The 17,132-nt window shown below is 70.2% G+C and carries 19 protein-coding genes and 4 tRNA genes; 8 read left to right on the forward strand and 15 right to left on the reverse strand.

Annotated elements, in window-relative coordinates; translation table 11 throughout:
• Window positions 1-34: 34 nt before the first annotated feature.
• The 9 genes from OG371_RS42775 to OG371_RS42815 all read right to left on the reverse strand — a co-directional run bounded on the left by OG371_RS42775 (window position 35) and on the right by OG371_RS42815 (window position 9,581).
• A complete protein-coding gene (locus OG371_RS42775) occupies window positions 35-1,180 on the reverse strand; it encodes a glycosyltransferase family 4 protein (protein WP_329073413.1) in 1,146 nt (381 codons plus the stop codon).
• 40 nt (window positions 1,181-1,220) lie between these two features.
• The gene (locus OG371_RS42780; RefSeq protein WP_329062718.1) at window positions 1,221-2,150 is read right to left on the reverse strand and encodes a phosphatidylinositol mannoside acyltransferase; all 930 of its coding nucleotides are present in this window, start codon (window positions 2,148-2,150) and stop codon (window positions 1,221-1,223) included.
• Window positions 2,147-2,863, reverse strand: coding sequence for a phosphatidylinositol phosphate synthase (gene pgsA, locus OG371_RS42785; protein ID WP_329062720.1), 717 nt, complete (start codon window positions 2,861-2,863; stop codon window positions 2,147-2,149). Before pgsA ends, OG371_RS42780 begins: the two co-directional genes overlap by 4 nt.
• Window positions 2,864-2,963: 100 nt before the next feature.
• Window positions 2,964-3,494: a MarR family winged helix-turn-helix transcriptional regulator gene (locus OG371_RS42790; RefSeq protein WP_329062722.1), complete on the reverse strand. Its 531-nt coding sequence runs from the start codon at window positions 3,492-3,494 to the stop codon at window positions 2,964-2,966.
• A gap of 97 nt (window positions 3,495-3,591) precedes the next feature.
• Window positions 3,592-4,140, reverse strand: a complete 549-nt coding sequence (locus OG371_RS42795; RefSeq protein WP_329062724.1) for an HIT family protein — start codon at window positions 4,138-4,140, stop codon at window positions 3,592-3,594.
• Complete coding sequence (gene thrS / locus OG371_RS42800; RefSeq protein ID WP_329062726.1) at window positions 4,137-6,164, reverse strand: threonine--tRNA ligase; 2,028 nt, start codon at window positions 6,162-6,164, stop codon at window positions 4,137-4,139. The genes OG371_RS42795 and thrS overlap by 4 nt, the downstream gene beginning before the upstream one ends.
• Window positions 6,165-6,322: 158 nt before the next feature.
• Window positions 6,323-6,937: a malonic semialdehyde reductase gene (locus OG371_RS42805; RefSeq protein WP_329062727.1), complete on the reverse strand. Its 615-nt coding sequence runs from the start codon at window positions 6,935-6,937 to the stop codon at window positions 6,323-6,325.
• Window positions 6,938-7,104: 167 nt separating this feature from the next.
• The gene (locus OG371_RS42810) at window positions 7,105-8,625 is read right to left on the reverse strand and encodes a sugar transferase (RefSeq protein ID WP_329062728.1); all 1,521 of its coding nucleotides are present in this window, start codon (window positions 8,623-8,625) and stop codon (window positions 7,105-7,107) included.
• 884 nt (window positions 8,626-9,509) lie between these two features.
• Window positions 9,510-9,581, reverse strand: a tRNA-Val gene (locus OG371_RS42815).
• 382 nt (window positions 9,582-9,963) lie between these two features.
• Here OG371_RS42815 and OG371_RS42820 point away from each other — a divergent pair.
• The 5 genes from OG371_RS42820 to OG371_RS42840 all read left to right on the forward strand — a co-directional run bounded on the left by OG371_RS42820 (window position 9,964) and on the right by OG371_RS42840 (window position 11,347).
• Window positions 9,964-10,389, forward strand: coding sequence for an SsgA family sporulation/cell division regulator (locus OG371_RS42820; RefSeq protein WP_005159130.1), 426 nt, complete (start codon window positions 9,964-9,966; stop codon window positions 10,387-10,389).
• A 139-nt stretch (window positions 10,390-10,528) separates the two neighbouring features.
• Window positions 10,529-10,601 (forward strand) — tRNA-Gly (locus OG371_RS42825).
• Window positions 10,602-10,624: 23 nt separating this feature from the next.
• A tRNA-Cys gene (locus OG371_RS42830) sits at window positions 10,625-10,695 on the forward strand.
• 1 nt (window position 10,696) lies between these two features.
• A tRNA-Val gene (locus tag OG371_RS42835) sits at window positions 10,697-10,771 on the forward strand.
• Window positions 10,772-11,044: 273 nt separating this feature from the next.
• Window positions 11,045-11,347 carry a hypothetical protein gene (locus tag OG371_RS42840; protein ID WP_329062751.1) on the forward strand — a complete coding sequence of 101 codons (303 nt, stop codon included), beginning with the start codon at window positions 11,045-11,047 and terminating at the stop codon, window positions 11,345-11,347.
• Window positions 11,348-11,686: 339 nt separating this feature from the next.
• Here OG371_RS42840 and OG371_RS42845 read toward each other — a convergent pair whose 3' ends face one another.
• On the reverse strand, window positions 11,687-11,926 hold the full coding sequence (locus OG371_RS42845; protein ID WP_329062753.1) for a hypothetical protein: 240 nt from the start codon (window positions 11,924-11,926) through the stop codon (window positions 11,687-11,689).
• A gap of 312 nt (window positions 11,927-12,238) precedes the next feature.
• On the opposite strand from OG371_RS42845, the gene OG371_RS42850 reads away from it, so the two are divergent.
• Together OG371_RS42850 and OG371_RS42855 are read left to right on the forward strand one after the other, a co-directional pair.
• The gene (locus OG371_RS42850) at window positions 12,239-12,472 is read left to right on the forward strand and encodes a hypothetical protein (RefSeq protein ID WP_329062755.1); all 234 of its coding nucleotides are present in this window, start codon (window positions 12,239-12,241) and stop codon (window positions 12,470-12,472) included.
• 147 nt (window positions 12,473-12,619) lie between these two features.
• The gene (locus OG371_RS42855; protein WP_329062756.1) at window positions 12,620-12,754 is read left to right on the forward strand and encodes a hypothetical protein; all 135 of its coding nucleotides are present in this window, start codon (window positions 12,620-12,622) and stop codon (window positions 12,752-12,754) included.
• Here OG371_RS42855 and OG371_RS42860 read toward each other — a convergent pair whose 3' ends face one another.
• The 4 genes from OG371_RS42860 to OG371_RS42875 all read right to left on the reverse strand — a co-directional run bounded on the left by OG371_RS42860 (window position 12,755) and on the right by OG371_RS42875 (window position 15,801).
• A complete protein-coding gene (locus OG371_RS42860; RefSeq protein WP_329062759.1) occupies window positions 12,755-13,999 on the reverse strand; it encodes a DUF3500 domain-containing protein in 1,245 nt (414 codons plus the stop codon). It abuts the gene before it with no gap.
• Between the two features lie 33 nt (window positions 14,000-14,032).
• On the reverse strand, window positions 14,033-14,680 hold the full coding sequence (locus tag OG371_RS42865) for an NAD(P)-dependent oxidoreductase (protein ID WP_329062761.1): 648 nt from the start codon (window positions 14,678-14,680) through the stop codon (window positions 14,033-14,035).
• A gap of 115 nt (window positions 14,681-14,795) precedes the next feature.
• The gene (locus OG371_RS42870) at window positions 14,796-15,407 is read right to left on the reverse strand and encodes a TetR/AcrR family transcriptional regulator (protein ID WP_329062763.1); all 612 of its coding nucleotides are present in this window, start codon (window positions 15,405-15,407) and stop codon (window positions 14,796-14,798) included.
• Between the two features lie 64 nt (window positions 15,408-15,471).
• Window positions 15,472-15,801, reverse strand: a complete 330-nt coding sequence (locus OG371_RS42875; protein WP_329062765.1) for a hypothetical protein — start codon at window positions 15,799-15,801, stop codon at window positions 15,472-15,474.
• A 65-nt stretch (window positions 15,802-15,866) separates the two neighbouring features.
• Here OG371_RS42875 and OG371_RS42880 point away from each other — a divergent pair, with 65 nt between their 5' ends.
• The gene (locus OG371_RS42880; protein ID WP_329062767.1) at window positions 15,867-16,160 is read left to right on the forward strand and encodes a hypothetical protein; all 294 of its coding nucleotides are present in this window, start codon (window positions 15,867-15,869) and stop codon (window positions 16,158-16,160) included.
• Window positions 16,161-16,171: 11 nt separating this feature from the next.
• Here the strand turns inward: OG371_RS42880 and OG371_RS42885 are convergent, their stop codons facing one another.
• On the reverse strand, window positions 16,172-16,702 hold the full coding sequence (locus OG371_RS42885; RefSeq protein ID WP_329062769.1) for a sigma-70 family RNA polymerase sigma factor: 531 nt from the start codon (window positions 16,700-16,702) through the stop codon (window positions 16,172-16,174).
• Between the last annotated feature and the right edge of the window lie 430 nt (window positions 16,703-17,132).

The raw sequence follows: 17,132 nt of genomic DNA on the forward strand, positions 1-17,132 counted from the left end.
TCAGCAGCACCCGCAGCCGAAGAACCCGCCGCGCTCACCGGGCCAGCTCCCGGTCCGCGGCGACGACGCGTCGCGGGTCGGCGGCAATCGCCGTCTCGTACACCCGCAGCACCTGCGTGACCACCACCGACCAGTCGTACGCGATCACCCGCTCCCCCGCCGCCGCGGCCAGCGACGCGCGTCGCGCGGGGTCGCCGAGCAGCTCACGCAGACCGTCCGCGAGCGAGGCGGGATCGGCGGTCCCGGCGAGCATGCCGGCCGTGCCGTCGTCGAGCACCCGGCGGAACGAGTCGAGGTCGCTGGCCAGCACCGGGGTGCCCGCCGCCATGGCCTCGGTGAGGATCATGCCGAAGCTCTCGCCGCCGGTGTTCGGCGCGCAGTAGAGGTCGACGCTGCGCAGGGCGCGCGCTTTGGTCGCGTCGTCCACCTGACCCAGCAGCTCGATGTGCGGCCACAGCCGCGGGCCGGCCATCCGGCGCAGCTGGTCCGGCTCGCCGCGGCCGACCACCAGCAGCCGCAGGTCTTCGAAGTCCGGGAGCAGCCGCCGCAACGCCTCCAGCAGCACCTCCATGCCCTTGCGCGGCTCGGTGAACCGGCCGACGAACCCGACCGTGCCGCCCGCGCGCGGGTAGCCCTCCAACGGGACGGCGCGGCTGAAGAACTCGGCGTCGACGCCGTTCGGGATCTCGACCGCGTCGCCGCCCGCGTGCTCCACCTGGACCCGGCGGGCCAGCGCGGACACCGCGATCCGCGCGGTGATCTTCTCCAGCAGCGGCCGCAGCACCGGCTGGAACGCCGAAAGCGTGCGCGAGCGGGTGGTCGCGGTGTGGAAGGTGGCGACGATCGGCCCGTCGGCGATCTTCAGCGCCAGCAGCGAAAGGCTCGGCGCGGCCGGCTCGTGCAGGTGCAGCACGTCGAAGCCGTTGTCCCGGATCCACCGGCGCACCCGGGCGTAGGACACCGGCCCGAACTGCAGCCGCGCCACCGAGCCGTTGTAGCGGACGCCGAGCGCTTTCCCGGCCGGGTGCACGAAATCCGGCAGCACGGCGTCCTCGTCGGCCGGCGCCAGCACCGAAACCTGGTGCCCGCGCTCGATCAGCGCCCGCGCCAGGTCGATCACGTGCCCCTGCACCCCGCCCGGCACGTCGAAGGAGTACGGGCAGACGATCCCGATCTTCAGCCCGCGCCTCTGTTCTCGTCCCTGGCCCCCCGCCACCGGTTCAGCTCGCCGCTTCTTCAAGACCGGCACTGTCGGCGCTTTCGCCCGCCTCGAGGTCGGAAAGCCAGAACTTCTGCAGCATGTGCCAGTCCGCCGGGTGCGCGGCGATGTCGCCGGCGAAGACGTCGGCCAGCGCCTGCGTGGCCGCCGGCACCTCGGCGCGGGCGGTGACCCGGATGCGCGGGTGCACCCGCATCTGCCAGCCGTCCTCGGTGAACCACGAGCCGACCGGCAGGAGCGCCGCGCCGGTGGTGGCCGCGAGCCGCGCCGGGCCGGCCGGCATCCGCGCGCGGTCGCCGAAGAACTTCACCGGCAGGCCGCTCGCGGTCAGGTCCCGGTCGCCGACCAGGCAGACCACCTTGTTCTCCCGCAACCGTTTCAGCAGCACGCGCATCGCGGCGCTGTCGCCGGTCAACGGGACGATCTCGAACCCCAGCGACTCGCGGAAAGCCACGAAACGGCGGTACACCGACTCCGGCTCCAGCCGCTCGACCACCGTGGTGAAGCTGCCCAGGTAGTCCGCCATCCAGACGCCCGCGGCGTCCCAGTTGCCGCTGTGCGGCAGGGCGCACACGGCGCCGTTGCCCTCGGCCAGCGCGGCGTCGATGTTCTCGACGCCGGTGATCTTGGCGCCCACCTTGCCGATCACCGTGTCCCGGTCCATCGCGGGCAGGCGGAAGGTCTCGTACCAGTAGCGCGCGTACGAGCGCATGGCCTGGCGGACCAGCTCGTCCAGCTCCGTCTCGTCGGCCTGCGGCACCACGCGCGCGAGGTTGGCGCGCAGCTGGCGCACCCCGCCGCCGCCCCGGCGCACGGCGACGTCCGCGCCGAGGCCGAACAGCATCGCCCCCAGCGACTCCGGCAGCCGGCGGGTGAGGCTCCAGCCCGCCGCGTAACCGAACTCGCCGAGCCGCCGGGACAGCGCGCTCACGGCTGCGCCCCGCCCGGCTGCACGTCGCCGGCCAGCGGCGCCTGCGGTCCGGCGTCCGGCGACGCGGGTGGTTCCGCGGATTCCGCCGTCTCCGCGGCCTGGCGGGCGGCGACGGCGCGGGCGGCCTTCGCGACCGCGGCGGCCCGCTGGATCAGCGTGACCGCCGAGAGCACCGCGAGCAGCCAGAGGGTGATCTCCACGGTCCACGGCACGCCGAGGCCGTGCAGCCCGGTGCCGACGAGCGCGATGATCAGCCGCTCGGCCCGCTCGATCAGGCCGCCGTCGGCCTCCAGCCCGGACGCCTCGGCGCGCGCCTTGACGTACGAGATCACCTGGGCGAGCACCAGGCAGATCAGCGCGGCGGCCGCGGCCCGGTTGTTGTGGTCCACCACGAAGCACCACCAGGCGATGGCGGCGAACAGCGCGCCGTCCACCAGCCGGTCGCAGGTCGCGTCGAGCACGGCGCCGAACGGGGTGCCGTAGCCGCGGGCCCTGGCCATGGCGCCGTCGAGGAGGTCCAGCATGGCGAACCCCCACACGGTGAAGGTCCCCCACAGCAGCAGCCCCTGCGGGAAGAAGGCGAGCGCGCACGCGACGGCACCCGCGGTGCCGATCACGGTCATCGCGTTGGGGGTCAGTCCGGCCCGGACCAGCGTCCGGCCGATGGGATCGGTGACGCGGGAGACTGAGGCACGGGCGAAAATATTGAGCATCTCGTCGTCTGGTGCACCTGGCTCGGGGGCGGGTGGGCGTCGAAAGCCTATCGACCCGCCCCGCGGACCCCGACGTCCCGCCCCGCGACCCGCCGGGCGATCAGCCGGATTTCGGCAGTTCGACGACCGGCGCGACGAAGCCGGCCGCTGCTTCGGCGGCCTCCGCGGCCGCGCAGCGCGGCCGGAGCCGGTCCAGGATCGCGGCGCTGATCTCGCCCAAAGCGGCCACCTGCGCGGGCGAAAGCGCGTCGAACAGGCTCTCGCGCACGGCCTCGACATGGCCCGGCGCGGCCTCCTCCAGCGCGGCGAACCCGGCGTCCGTGAGCACCGCCCAGGCCCCGCGCTTGTCCGTGGGGCAGGACTCGCGCTGCACCCAGCCCTTGGCCTCCAGCCGGGCGACGGCGTGCGAGAGCCGGCTGCGCGAGGAACGCCGTACCGCGGCCAGCTCGCTCATCCGCAGCCGACGGCCTTCGGCCTCGGACAAGGAGACGAGCACCTCGTAGTAGGTGTGCGGCATGCCCGACTCGTGCTGGAGCTGGCCCTCGAGGTGCGCCTGCAACATGGTGGTGGCCATGGAGAAGTCGCGCCAGACTTGCTGCTCGGCGCCGGAAAGCCATCGAGGTTCGGACATGACCCCATTCTACCCCTGATTGAGGACTCAATTACCTGCTCGCGAGCGGCCGCGCCGGTGAGCACCGTCATCGCCGGTCACGAGGCCGCAGCGGGAGTCACCAGGCGTCGGCGAGCAGTTTCCGGGTCTCGCCCAGCAGCTGCGGCAGCACCTTCGTGTGCCCGATCACCGGCATGAAGTTCGCGTCCCCGCCCCAGCGCGGCACCAGGTGCTGGTGCAGGTGCGCCGCGATGCCCGCGCCGGCGATCACGCCCTGGTTCATGCCGATGTTGAACCCGTGCGCCGCCGAGACCACCCGCACCACCCGCATCGCGTGCCGGGTGAACTCGGCCAGCTCACGGGTCTCCTCGACGGTCAGCTCGGTGTAGTCCGCCACGTGCCGGTACGGCACCACCATCAGGTGACCGGGGTTGTACGGGTACAGGTTCAGCAGCGCGTACACCGTTTCGCCGCGCGCCAGCACCAGCCCGGTCTCGTCGTCGAGGCTGGGGATGCGGCAGAACGGGCAGCCGTCCGCCTCGTCGTCGTCCGGCTTGTCCTGGCCCTTGATGTAGGCCATCCGGTGCGGGGTCCACAGGCGCTGCAACGCGTCCGGGACCCCGGCGCCGTCCTGCTCGACGAGTTCCGGGCCGTCCGGGCCGCTCACCGCAGGATCGCCTCCACGGCGTCGGCGCTCGGCGAGGCGTTCTCGCGGCGGGCCACCCATTCGGCGATCGCCTCGACCGCGGTGTCCACCGCGACCCCGTTGATCTGGCCGCCGTCGCGGAACCGGAACGACACCGCGCCGGCCTCCGCGTCCTTGGCGCCGGCCAGCAGCATGAACGGCACCTTCTGCGTGGTGTGCGTGCGGATCTTCTTCTGCATCCGGTCGTCGCTCGCGTCGGTCTCCACGCGGATTCCCTTGGCGCGCAACGCCTTCTCCACGCCCTGGAGGAACTCGACCTGGTCGGCGGTGATCGGGATGCCGACCACCTGCACCGGCGAGAGCCAGGCCGGGAACGCGCCCGCGTAGTGCTCGGTCAGCACGCCGAAGAACCGCTCGATCGAGCCGAACAGCGCGCGGTGGATCATCACCGGCCGCTGGCGCGAGCCGTCCGGGGCGGTGTACTCCAGCTCGAACCGCTTGTTCTGGTTGAAGTCCAGCTGGATCGTGGACATCTGCCAGGTGCGGCCGATCGCGTCCTTGGCCTGCACGGAGATCTTCGGGCCGTAGAACGCCGCGCCGCCCGGGTCCGGCACCAGCTCGAGGCCGGAGTCGACGGCGGCCTGCCGCAGCGTCTCGGTGGCCTCCTCCCACTCCCAGTCCTCGCCGATGAACTTCTCCGAGTCGCCGCGGGTGGACAGCTCGAGGTAGAAGTCCGAGAGGCCGTAGTCGGCCAGCAGGTCGAGTACGAACTTGAGCAGGGACCGGAGCTCGCCCGGCATCTGCTCCTTGGTGCAGTAGATGTGCGAGTCGTCCATGGTCAGGCCGCGCACCCGGGTGAGGCCGTGCACCACGCCCGACTTCTCGTACCGGTACACGGTGCCGAACTCGAACAGCCGCAGCGGCAGCTCCCGGTACGACCGGCCGCGCGAGCGGTAGATCAGGTTGTGCATCGGGCAGTTCATGGCCTTGAGGTAGTAGTCCTCGTCGTCGAACTTGACCGGCGGGAACATGGTGTCCGCGTAGTACGGCAGGTGGCCCGAGGTGTGGAACAGCTCGCCCTTGCTGATGTGCGGGGTGTTCACGAACTCGTAGCCGGCCTCTTCGTGGCGGCGGCGCGAGTAGGTCTCCAGCTCCCGGCGGATGATGCCGCCCTTGGGGTGGAACACCGGCAGCCCCGAGCCGATCTCCTCGGGGAAGGAGAACAGGTCCAGCTCGGCGCCGAGGCGGCGGTGGTCGCGGCGCTCGGCCTCGGCGATCCGCTCCAGGTAGGCCTCCTGGGCCTCGCCCGACTCCCACGCGGTGCCGTAGATCCGCTGCAGCTGCGGGTTCTTCTCGCTGCCGCGCCAGTACGCGGCGGCCACCCGGGTCAGCTTGAACGCGGGGATGAACTTGGTGGTGGGCACGTGCGGGCCGCGGCAGAGGTCGCTCCACACGCGCTCCTTGGTGCGCGGGTCGAGGTTGTCGTAGCTGGTCAGCTCGCCGCCGCCGACCTCCATCACCTCGCTGGTGTCCACATCGGACTTGAGGTCGACCAGCTCCAGCTTGAACGGCTCGTCGGCCAGTTCCTTCTTCGCCTCGTCGACCGAGCCGAAGACGCGGCGCGAGAACTGCTGGGCGCCCTTGACGATCTGCTTCATCCGCTTCTCGAGCGCCTGCAGGTCTTCGGGCGTGAACGGCTTGTCGACCGCGAAGTCGTAGTAGAAGCCGTCCCGCACCGGCGGCCCGATGCCGAGCTTGGCGTCCGGGAACTCCTGCTGCACGGCCTGGGCGAGCACGTGCGCGGCCGAGTGGCGGATCACGCTGCGGCCGTCTTCGGTGCTGGCGGCGACCGCCTCCACCTGGGCCTCGGCCTCCGGGGTCCAGGCGAGGTCGCGCAGCTTGCCCTCGGCGTCGCGGACCACCACGACGGTGTCCGGGCCCTTGGTCGGCAGGCCCGCTTCGCGGACCGCGGCTCCCGCCGTAGTGCCCGCCGGTACCACCACGCGCGGGGCGGGTGCTGAGGCGGCTGACGGCGGATGCGACACGATCGTGCTCCTTCTGGGGCGGTGGCTTGTGCAGCGTGACGAGGATGACTTTCGTCGATGCTAGCCGTCGGCCTCCGGCGGCCTGACAGGCGTCGGCGCAAAACACGGCGGAGGCCGCCTCGCCGGTGCGAGGCGGCCTCCGCGGGCCGAACGGTGGTTCAGAGGGTCTCGACGACCTGCTCGAACTCGAGCCGCGGCAGGCGGTCGAACCACGGGTTCTCACCGGGCTTGCCGACGTTCACCACGACCAGCGAGCGCCAGTTGTTCTCGCCGAAGAACTCGCGGTCGACACCGGCGGCGTCGAACCCGGTCATCGGGCCGGCGGCCAGGCCGGCGGCGCGGACGCCGATGATGAAGTAGCCGACCTGCAGCAGCGAGTTCAGCTTCGAGAACTCCACGCGGCCGGACTCCTCGGCGAACATGTCCTTCACGCCGGGGTTGTGCGGGAAGACCTGCGGGATGTTCTCGTGGAAGTCGACGTCGGCGGCCAGGATCACGGTCAGCGGGGCGGATTCGGTCTTGGCGCGGTTGCCCTCGGCCAGGTGCGGCACCAGGCGGCGGCGCGCCTCGTCGGTGCGCAGCACGAGCGCGCGCAGCGGCTGGGTGTTCATCGAGGTCGGGGCCCACTTGACGAGGTCGTAGATCGCGCGGACCTGCTCGTCGGTCACCGGCTCATCGCTGAAGCTGTTGGCGGTGCGGGCTTCGCGGAACAGGAGGTCCTGGATCTCGGCGGGCACCTGCAGTTCCTCGGCGGATTCAGCGAATGTGGTCATCGGTATGGGGTTCCTTCCGTGCTGTTCACCTTCTCCCCCTCCAACCTTGTTGAGCGTTTGACTATTTCCGGAGTTGATCGTGTCCTGGGCCACAGTCCCCGCCAGGGCACGAAAAAGCGGCCGCCGGCCCGGAGGTCGGCGGCCGCGCGAAGGCCTCGCGGGACAGCTCAGTAGGCGCCCTGGCCGGCGACGACGGCACGGAAGGTCTTCCAGAGGATCAGCAGGTCGAGCGCCAGCGACCAGTCCTCCACGTAACGCAGGTCGAGCCGAATGCTCTCGGCCCAGGTGAGGTCGCTGCGGCCGGAGACCTGCCACAGCCCGGTCAGCCCCGGCTTCACGAGCAGGCGGCGGCGCGCGTCCGGCGCGTACTTCTTCGTCTCCTCCGGCAGCGGCGGCCGGGGGCCGACGAGCGACATGCGCCCGCCCAGCACGTTGAACAGCTGCGGCAGCTCGTCCAGCGAGTACCGGCGGAGCAGGCCGCCGACCCGCGTGACGCGGGGGTCGCGCTTGAGCTTGAAGAGCGGGCCGGCGCCTTCGTTGTCCCGCTCCAGCCGCTGCCGGATCCGGTCGGCGTCCGGGACCATGGTGCGGAACTTCAGCATGGTGAAGCTCTCGCCGTCCTTGCCGATGCGGCGCTGCTTGTAGACGATCGGCCCGTGGTCGCCCAGCTTCACGGCCAGCGCGATCACCAGCAGCAGCGGCGAGAACAGCGTCAGCAGGAAGGCCGCGCCACAGCGGTCGACGACCTCTTTCACGAAGCGGTGGCCGCCGGTGAACATCGGCGCGGTGACCCGCAGCAGCGGCATGCCGAGCACCCCGGTGACGTTCAGCCGCGGCCCGGCCACCTCCATCAGCACCGGCGCCACGACCATCTCCGCCGACGTGCCCTCCAGGTCCCAGGCCAGGCGCTGCAGCCGCTGCGGTGTCCAGTACTGGTCGCCGGTGATGGCGACGACGCGGTAGCCGCCGCGGCGCACGTGCCGCGACAGCTCCTCGAGCCGCCCGACCACCGGGACGCCGTCGACCTCGCCGCTGTCCCGGTCCTCGCCGGTCCCGCTGAAGGTGCAGACCGCCTCGACCCGCCAGCCGACGTGGGCCTCGGACTTCGTGCGCGCGATCAGGTCGGCCACCGTCGCCGGGCTGCCCGCCGCCATCACCGGCAGCAGGCAGAGCCCGCGCCGGCGCCGGCGGTGCAGCACCTGGCGGAGCAGATACCGTTGGGGGAAGGCGAAAAGCGCGATCACCGGCACCACGATGAACACCCACGGCTGCACGTCCAGCGCCCGGAAGAGCAGCCCGCCGAGCGCCACGAGGACCGCCGCGGTGATGAGGCCCCGCCCGAGCGTCCGGTACTCCTCGGGCCCTTCGCCGAGCACCCGCTGGCTCCAGGCGCGGCTGACCGGCAGCGAGCAGAGCACCGCAAGGGCCGTGCCGAACGCGTGCATGTCCTGGGGCGCCACGCGGCCGATGACAAACGCGCTCACCCCGATCACCACGAACGCGGCGAGCACGTCGCTGGCGATCACCCAGGTCCGGTACCGCTTCTCCCAGGCCGCCGGATGCGTTTTCGAGGTGTCCTGCTCCACGGATTCCGCGGCGGGCGCGGGCGATGGCCCCGGGATCGCCCGGAGGTCGATGTGCGGCGGCGGTTCACTGACCGTGGACGAGGGCCGCACCGACTCTTCCATCAGACCTCCCGGAGCAAGGGTTCGAGGGCTACCGGCGACACGCTGAGTTAAGACGAATGATCACCGAAAGTGATCGTCAGCCCTACCCGATTCAGCTACCGCAGGAGTGATACACGCCAAGGTATCGGCCGCTCTCTGGGCATCGTTACAAGGATTTCCAGCCACAACCTCGGCGTCTTCCCCGCAAATGAATGCCGTGTTGATAACAGGATGATGACGATGCGTAATAAAGCGTATCCCACTAACCGCTACGGAATGTAGCCGAAATTCCACGGCCGTCCCACCTCCGAGCAGCCGCCGCCCGAACGGCCCAACCGGGCCGCGGGCTCCACAGTGGACGCCCGCCGGACTGGCGGTCCATTGTGGACTTGACCCCCGGCCGCGCGGGACCCGGTAAACCGGCTGCCAGCCGGGTGACATTCACCGTGGTCGTGTCACGAGTGCGGGTTTTCGTCAAACCTGGCCATCACCGGCGCTCCCCCGCCCGCCGCCGCCTCCACACCGCCGCCCGGCTCCGGCGACACGGAAAGAAACACTCCAGTTACCACTTCCGCCGCCTCGCGCCCGCGCTCCGTACGGCCGATCGGGTGGCTCGCGCCGCACTATGATCGAAAAAGTGGCCAGGATCACATTCAGTGCGGATTTCGGGCTTGTTAACCACGAAATCGACGCCTATCGCGACGGAAGTGTCGAGCTTTCGCGGGCCTCTCGAGACCCACTCCACAGACCGGCCACGGACTCTTGTTACCGGCCCGTAACCCCGCCCCGGGGAAGCTCGGCGTTCGGCTCTGCGGCCCGACCTGGGGAGATCACCGGATTGGCCCAGCCGGGCCCGGAAAACACGTGAGGCCCCGGACCAGGCGGTCCGGGGCCTCACGTGGCAGTGGGCGATACTGGGATCGAACCAGTGACCTCTTCGGTGTGAACGAAGCGCTCTCCCCCTGAGCTAATCGCCCTTGCGGTGTTGAGGAGAACTCTACAACACGACTTTCGGGGGCCTGCAAACGGGTGGTTCACCGCGACCACACTCCGTCTACCAGCGGATACGGAACGAACAACCCCGAGCTAGCCAGGGTCATGCCACCACGGGGGCGCGCGCGGCCCGGTTCGACATCCGTGCGACGGTGCTATCGCGCGGCGGCTGAACCGCGCAGTATGTACGGGTGGCCGCCCAGTGGGCGCGCGTAGGACTGCGCGGCGCGGGCGACGACGGACCAGCGGGGCGGCCTGCCCCCGGACGGGTGATCTCCGGAGAACCCGCGACCGGATCGGCGGCCTCGTGCGTCTCATCGTCGTCCTCGGTCGTCCGGGCCGGGAAGGGAGACGAAGGGTAGGACGATGCGCAACGATCACGTGACGCTCCGCTCGACGGCGGTCTTCGACCTGCTGGCGCCGCGAACCCCAGCGGTTCCGGTGAAGGTCGAGCTGCGCTACGACACTCGCGACCCGTACGCGGTCGTCGCCGCCTTCCGCACCGGCCGCGCCGGCTGGGTCGAATGGGTCTACGCCCGCGACCTCCTCGCGGACGGCCTCCTGGCCGACGCCGGCGACGGGGACGTGCGCATCCGCCCCTCGGTCGAAGACCCCGAGTCCGTCCTCATCGAACTCAACTCCCCCTCCGGGCACGCCATGTTCGAAGCGTCGGCCCAGGAGCTGGCCGACTTCCTCGACCGCACGTACGACGTCGTCCTCCCGGGCAACGAACACCTGTGGGTCGACGTCGACGACGCCCTAACCCACCTCATCCCGAACGATCTCGCCTGATCACAGCCTTGCGACGGGAAGGTGACCCCCCGGTGACGGGATGGTTTTCGGGGTCCGATATGGTTCTCTCACACCACGGCGACGGGGTATGGGACAGAGCCGAAAGGCCCTGAACCGGACAACCGGGACCATGGAGAGTGCGGACGTAGCGCAGCTGGTAGCGCATCACCTTGCCAAGGTGAGGGTCGCGGGTTCGAATCCCGTCGTCCGCTCGGAGGGCTCTCGAGCCTTACACGGTGGAGTGGCCGAGAGGCGAGGCAACGGCCTGCAAAGCCGTGTACACGGGTTCGAATCCCGTCTCCACCTCGCGCGATTAGCTCAGCGGGAGAGCGCTTCCCTGACACGGAAGAGGTCACTGGTTCAATCCCAGTATCGCGCACCAGCAGTACTTGCAGGTCAGAAGCCCTGCTCCTCTTCGGAGGGGCGGGGCTTTATTCGTCAGATGGCGTGGCGTCGGCACACCGGTCAGCACAGTGGCGAGCTCTCGATGACGTCCACCGCCCGGATCGCCTCCGCCTGGGAGCGCAGGAAGTCAGCCCATCTGACCGTTCTCCGCTGCGGCGCCGATCGGCCGCCAGACGGAGGCTGCACGGATGCATTTCCCGGCACGTACAAGGGACTCTCCCTTCCGCATGCGGGCGGTAACCCTCTGATCATGCGAAGGCACCCCTACCGTCGCCCCCACGGCGGCAACGACCTCAACGCCACCGGCTACGGCGTGTGGCAGCAGGGCGCGTGGGTGTCGGACTTCGGCGACATCACGCTCGACATCCCGTCCCGGATCGGCGACGACGGCACGGTGGCCGGGGCGCGCATGGACGCCGGCCGGATCTTCCACGTACGCCTGGCGCTGTTCCTGACACCAGCCGAGCGTCCTGACCATCTTCGCCGGCAGCGGGACGGACCGGTCGCACTCGTAGGTCTTCGGCACGTGCTTGCTTCGCCGACCGGCCGCTGAACTGGATCCACGCCAGCCGTCCGCCGACGTCGAGCAGGCCGTAGGTCCCGTCGTCCGCCTGGACACAGCCGCGACATCCACCCACCGCTTGGCACCCTGCACATCCCGGTCCGGATCGGCGAGTTGGTTCAGCAGCACACCGACGCTCGCGTCGGACCCGGTCGCCGTCCCCGTGCAGCCGGGGCCGATGCGGGCCAGGTCTTCCGGCCCGCATCGGTGCTCGGCTTGGTGTCGCCGCCGCGCGGATCGTTCGCACCGACACCAGCGCGATCCACTCCGGCAGCAGGCCGCCCGCGACGCTGACGCAGGTCTCACCAGAACACCCCGGTCACGACCCTGTCATCGCGGAACGTCCCGTCCCCAGGCCCACCGCTCCCGCCGCCGGAACGGCACCACCGCGATCAGCCCGCCGAACAACCCCAGCCCCGCCGTGGCCAGCGCGTCCGTGCGATACAGCAGCGCGTCGCCCGCCGGCGGCACCACCGCCACCACGAGCCCGAACCCGAACCCGAGAATCCCGACACTGACCACGGCCAGGCAGGTCCACCCGATCCGCACCACGAGGGGTTCCTTGCGCACCCGGCGAAATCTACCCCCAGCCGGCACCTGCGAAAGCCACGTGAATCGGTGCGCCCGGACGACGTGAGTGCGGTGCGAGCCCGCCGATCGTCAGCCGATACCTCACGGCAATGGGCCGGCCGAGGGCAACGTGAAGCCCGTCAAGTTGATCAACCGTGCTCCAGCGTCGAGTCCTCCGGCCCTTCGCGAACCGGCCGATCTTCGAAAACGCGCCAGGAACCGTCAATCTCACGATCTCCGGCCGGGCAGCGTCTCCATATCGAAGCTCCGGATGACCGAACGGCATCGGAGTACGCCGAGAGGAGCCCCAGGATGAGTGGCAGCAGCGAGACCGAGAACCGTTGTGGCATGGCGCTTGTGACGTGCCCTGAGTGTTCCAATGTCGCTTCGATCGAATGGGAGACCTGGATCGGCGGCGTTCTGCATCTCAAGCTCCGGTGCGTGAATCGGCACTGGTTCTTCATGCCCGCCGAACGCATCACCGGCTACGGCTCAGACGCCCCCTATCTCCCGGCCCAAGCATCCCGAGTCGGCACTCCGTCGTGACAAGGCTCAGACCCTCGATGGCTGACGACCGCCCGCTTGCGCCCGCTCGATCAATCACCACGCGCGGGCCGAACCGGTGCTGCGTCCAAGCGGGCAGGCTGCTCCCGGTGCACGGCGAACCGCGACCAACGCTGCCATCCCGGAGCCATGACCACCCGGATGATCGCCGCCGACCGATGCCGAACGAACTGCTCGGGCACTGCCGCGGCCGGGAAACCCCGGCACGACAAGGTTTCCCGGGCTGCGGTGACCGTGCCGGCCGCGCTCACCGGCCCGGCGTGATCAGCGTCCGAGGTGGTGCTGCGGATGATGCTGGGCAAGGTGCCGGCGCAGCAGGTCGCGGCCGTAGTCGCCGCCGTTGGGGGTGCGGACGATGGTGTGGACGTGAAACGGTTCGGCCTGGTCGTTGTCCAGGAAGACGCCGGGCTGGCAGTCGTATTCGATCAGGACGACGGGGCTGTGGACGCGGTAGTAGAAGGCGTCGTTGTCGCCGGTGCCGCCGATCCAGGCGAGGTGGGTTTCGTCGAGGTGCTGTTCGATGCTTTGCATGAACGCGGCGGCGGGGCCGTCCGGGAGCCGCTGGGCGTAGGTGTTCACCAGGCGCAGCAGGGAGTTTCGTTGCGGGATAGTGAGTCCGCCGGCCGGCAGTCCCGCGTACGGGATGACGCGGTTGTCCTGCGCAGCGCCGCCCCGGTGCCGGCCGTTGAGGGGGTCGGCGAGGTCGGCGGGCAGGTCCTGCACCCGCATCGAAGAGTGGAGAACGGCCTGGCTTGCCTGCGCGGGGCGCAAACTGCGCAGCAGGTCGAGGCCGGCGGTCCGTTGCTCGTCGAACAGGCGCAGTCCCTTGTGGACGCCGCGGTCGGCTTCGGCGGGCTCGGCGCCGATGAAGGTCGGGGTGAGGACCATCTGCCGGCCGAGGATGAAGCAGTGCACGTCGAGGTGGTGGCCCCACAGCTGCCACCCCCACGGCTGGGTGGTCGACGGGGTGCCGAACAGCGCGATGGAATAGGAGTATTCAGTGAGGGTGTCGGGGTATCCGCCGACCAGTTCGCCGAGCGCCGCGTTGAGCTTCATCGCCGTCCGGGCGTCGGAGAAACCGGTGGCGGACAAGGACTCCTGGAGGATCTCGAGGGCACGATCGCGGAGCACGGGCTCGAGATCCTCCAGGCGCAGGCCGTGCGGCTCCCAGCTCGGGAAGGCGTTGATCCACATCCGCCACTCGTCGGCGTCGACGGCGAACTGGACCTTTTCGCGCTGGGCGGGGGTGAGGCAGTCGAGGAAGGCGGTGGCCGCTTTGACTGCGGGGCCGGGATTCCACCCGGTGTCCTGGATGGCGAACAGATCGGGCACGACTTGCCCGTCCGTGGTGATGCCGACCAGCGGCTCCCTGGCCCGCTCGACCACGGGCGGGAACAGCTCCCGGAACTCCGGCGGCAACGCCGAGAGGTCCACCCGCGCGTTCCGGATCGGCAGCCCGAGCACAGGACCGAATCCCCGGTAGCGCGCCTTTTCGTCTTCATCGTCCATAGTGGAGTATGCCTTCCTGGTGCCTGGGCGGTCTCAGTGGCTGAGGTTGACGTGGGCCCGGTGGTGCTCACCCTTTTCGATCAGGTCGACGAGCCCGAGGGCGTAGTCCGCGGCGGAGATCGCGCCGCCGTCCTCGGGGGCGACCGAGACGTCGTCGCCGAGGCGGTAACGGCCGAGCCGTTCGCCGGGCGCGTGCGCGCCGAAACTGCGCGCCGGGCTGACATAGACCCAATCGAGCGTCGCGGGCGTGGCCGGGAGGTCCTCGATGATCACTGCCGCGTCGGTGCGGATCCCGTCGCGGAGCGCTTCGGGGACCTGGCTGAGGTCGGTGACGAAGCGGTCCGCACCGGGTGCGGGGCGCAGCGACGAGGCGCCACCGACGACGAACAGGCGGGCGCCCGCGGTGTCGGCCAGGCGCGCGACGGTGCGGTAGACATCGCGGAACGGGCCGGCCAGCGAGCCGCGCGGGGCGAGTGCGGCCACCACGACGTCCGCGCCCTTGACGGCTGCCGCGAGCGTCGCTTCGTCGGTGGCGTCGCCTTGGAGATAGGTCACGTCCGGGAGCGGCGCGTCGGGCAGCGAGCGGCTCAGCGCGGTGACCTGGTGACCGCGCGAGGCGGCCTCCGCGACGAGGGCCGAGCCTGCATAACCGGTGCCGCCGATGACGGTAATACGAGACACGAGGTGCCTTTCTGCGGGAGCGAGGGCGTCGGGCGACGCGCTGTGCTCACCGTATGAGAGCAACTCTCCAACGGGAAGAAGGCACTTTGCGGTAACCACTCCCCCAGCAGCCGAGCTACTGGTCGCCGCGTTGTTGCTCCAGGGCGCGGCCAAGGCGGATGACGCCGTCGCGGAGCTGGTCGGCGACGTCGGCCGGGGCCGGTCCGGTTCGGTCTTTCAGGTTGCCGTTGAGCCAAAGTGTCGCGAAACCGTGGGCGAGCGACCACCCGGCGAGCACCAGGCCGGTGACGTCGGCGCCTGGCGGCAGCCCGTCGAGGTCCGCCGCGCTGCCGTAGAGGATCTGAAACGCCTCGTCGCGCGCGAGCGACAGTTCGGGGTCGTCGTCGTGGTAGAGGTCCGGCCGCAGCATGACGGCGAAGTGGCCGGGGTGCGCCAGCGCGAAGCCGATGTAGGCGCTGCCGCCGTCGAGGAAGCCGTACGGCCCCTGGGCGACCGGCCCGATGGTCCGGCCGGCCAGCCGGAACGCTTCGGTGGCGATGGCGGTGAAAACCCCCGCTTTGTCACGGAAGTGGTGGGCGGGGGCGCCGTGCGAAACCCCGGCGCGCCGGGCGATCTCGCGCAGGCTCAACGCGGCGGGCCCGACCGCTTCGACCTCGGCGACCGCGGCGTCGATCAGGGCCTGCCGCAGATGCCCGTGGTGGTAGGGCTTGGGTGCGTCGCTCGCCATGGGATAGACGCTACCGGCATCTAGGCGTTGACAAGATGCCACCGCCTCCTAAACTAGTCAATGTCTAGATGGGGGAATCGATGACTGTGGCGAGCCGAACCCGCATCCGGCGGATCGACGTCGGCGTGCTGGCCGGCGTCTTGGGATTCCTCCTCCCGATGGCCAGCAACCTCCTGGTGCCCATCTGGCAGATGCCTTCGACCTCCGCGGCCGGGCCGGAGGTGGCCCGGTTTGCCGTCGACCACCAGGCCGGCCTGCGCGGGACCCTGCTCCTCGACACCGTCGGAGTCACGCTCTGGATGGTCTTCGGCGGCGCGGTATGGCTTCGGCTCCGCCGCGCATCGGCCTCGGACACCCTGGCGACGAGCCTGTTCGGCGTCGCGTTCAGCGGCATGGTCCTGCTGCTGCTGGCCGGATTCACCAGTTTATCGCGCCCCCGATCCGGCCACAGCGCAGCTTTTGTACGACCTCACGTTCGCCCTGCTGGCGATGTCGGGCATGCCTGCCGTTGTCGCGCTCGGCGCGTATGCCACGGTCGGGTACACCACCAAGCGGCTGCCGCGGCCCACTGGCGACTTCGCCATTCTCACGGCTGCGGCCCATGCGCTGCTGCTCGTGTCGCTCGTGACTCCACGGGGCGTTCTTTCTCTTGAAGGGCTCCTGATCACGGTGGCGCCCGCGCTTCTTTTCGTCTGGATCCTCACCACCGCAGTGACGCTGCGACGGCCCGGCCCGGACGGGCTTCCTCGCTGAGCACCCCGGTTTCAGCGCGGCACCAGTGCCCGGAGCCGGGCGACGGCCAGCCGGACGCGGGACTTCACCGTGTTGACCGGGATCCCCATGGCCGTGGCGAGTTCGCGGTACGGGACGCCGCGAATGTACGCCTGCACAAGCAGTTCCCGTTGCCCCGCGGGGAGCGCGGCGAGTGCGGCCTGGATCTGGCGGACCTCGGCGTCGCCGAGCACGTACTCGATCGGGTCCGGCTCGGTCGGAATCGGCGCCTGGTGCGCGATGAGGTTGTCGCGCTCGCGCGCGGCCTGGGCCGCCCGGACCCGGTCGACCGCGCGCCGCCGCGCGATCATGGTGACCCAGCCCGCGCCGTTGCCCTGCGCTCTCCTGAAGCGGGACGCGGTCGACCACAACTCCAGGAACGTCTCCTGGGCGACCTCCTCCGCCTGCGCGTGATCCTGCAGCACGGCGAACACCGTGTGGAACACCAGGCCGGAGAAATCCCGGTACAACCGGTCGAACGCGGCCGCATCCCCCGCGGCCACCCGCGCGATCAAATCCTCCATCGTCGTGTTTCCCAGCGTCCGCAGTGTCAGGGCGTCAAGCCAGTGCACGCAGCAGGATCCGGGCCGCGGGACCCACCAGTGATTCGGTGCCCTCGGACGTGCGGCTTGGTGCGGGTAGCGCCTGGCCGAAGGGCTCGATAGTTGCCCTGTAGGGAGCCCTCGCGGCCGGCGTCATGAAGCTCTGCCGGGCCGGAATGCCGAACTCCCCCAACGCTGTCCTCAATGGATGTTTCCGACACGGCGAAAGGGTGGTGCACCGGGAGTTTCCCGATGCACCAACACTGCGCGACGGTGTTCCAGCCGGTGCCGGCCGGACCGGAGTTGCCGCCGGTGGGACTTCGGGACTGCACGCCTCGGGAGATTGGCGATCAGTGAATCTTTTTTTCCCAGCCACAGCAGAGAATCGCTTCGTTTCGAGCCGGAGCCGAAT

Source organism: Amycolatopsis sp. NBC_01480, assembly GCF_036227205.1.
Classification (GTDB): Bacteria; Actinomycetota; Actinomycetes; order Mycobacteriales; family Pseudonocardiaceae; genus Amycolatopsis.

Coding starts and splice junctions, on each gene's coding strand:
- pgsA (WP_329062720.1), bottom strand. CDS start 2,863: ATGCTCAATATTTTCGCCCGTGCCTCAGTCTCCCGCGTCACCGATCCC.
- OG371_RS42840 (WP_329062751.1), top strand. CDS start 11,045: ATGCGAAGGCACCCCTACCGTCGCCCCCACGGCGGCAACGACCTCAAC.
- OG371_RS42855 (WP_329062756.1), top strand. CDS start 12,620: ATGACCACCCGGATGATCGCCGCCGACCGATGCCGAACGAACTGCTCG.
- OG371_RS42810 (WP_329062728.1), bottom strand. CDS start 8,625: ATGGAAGAGTCGGTGCGGCCCTCGTCCACGGTCAGTGAACCGCCGCCG.
- OG371_RS42820 (WP_005159130.1), top strand. CDS start 9,964: ATGCGCAACGATCACGTGACGCTCCGCTCGACGGCGGTCTTCGACCTG.
- OG371_RS42805 (WP_329062727.1), bottom strand. CDS start 6,937: ATGACCACATTCGCTGAATCCGCCGAGGAACTGCAGGTGCCCGCCGAG.
- OG371_RS42885 (WP_329062769.1), bottom strand. CDS start 16,702: ATGGAGGATTTGATCGCGCGGGTGGCCGCGGGGGATGCGGCCGCGTTC.
- OG371_RS42850 (WP_329062755.1), top strand. CDS start 12,239: ATGAGTGGCAGCAGCGAGACCGAGAACCGTTGTGGCATGGCGCTTGTG.
- OG371_RS42790 (WP_329062722.1), bottom strand. CDS start 3,494: ATGTCCGAACCTCGATGGCTTTCCGGCGCCGAGCAGCAAGTCTGGCGC.
- OG371_RS42870 (WP_329062763.1), bottom strand. CDS start 15,407: ATGGCGAGCGACGCACCCAAGCCCTACCACCACGGGCATCTGCGGCAG.
- OG371_RS42875 (WP_329062765.1), bottom strand. CDS start 15,801: ATGCCGCTGAACGCGACGCCGAACAGGCTCGTCGCCAGGGTGTCCGAG.
- OG371_RS42860 (WP_329062759.1), bottom strand. CDS start 13,999: ATGGACGATGAAGACGAAAAGGCGCGCTACCGGGGATTCGGTCCTGTG.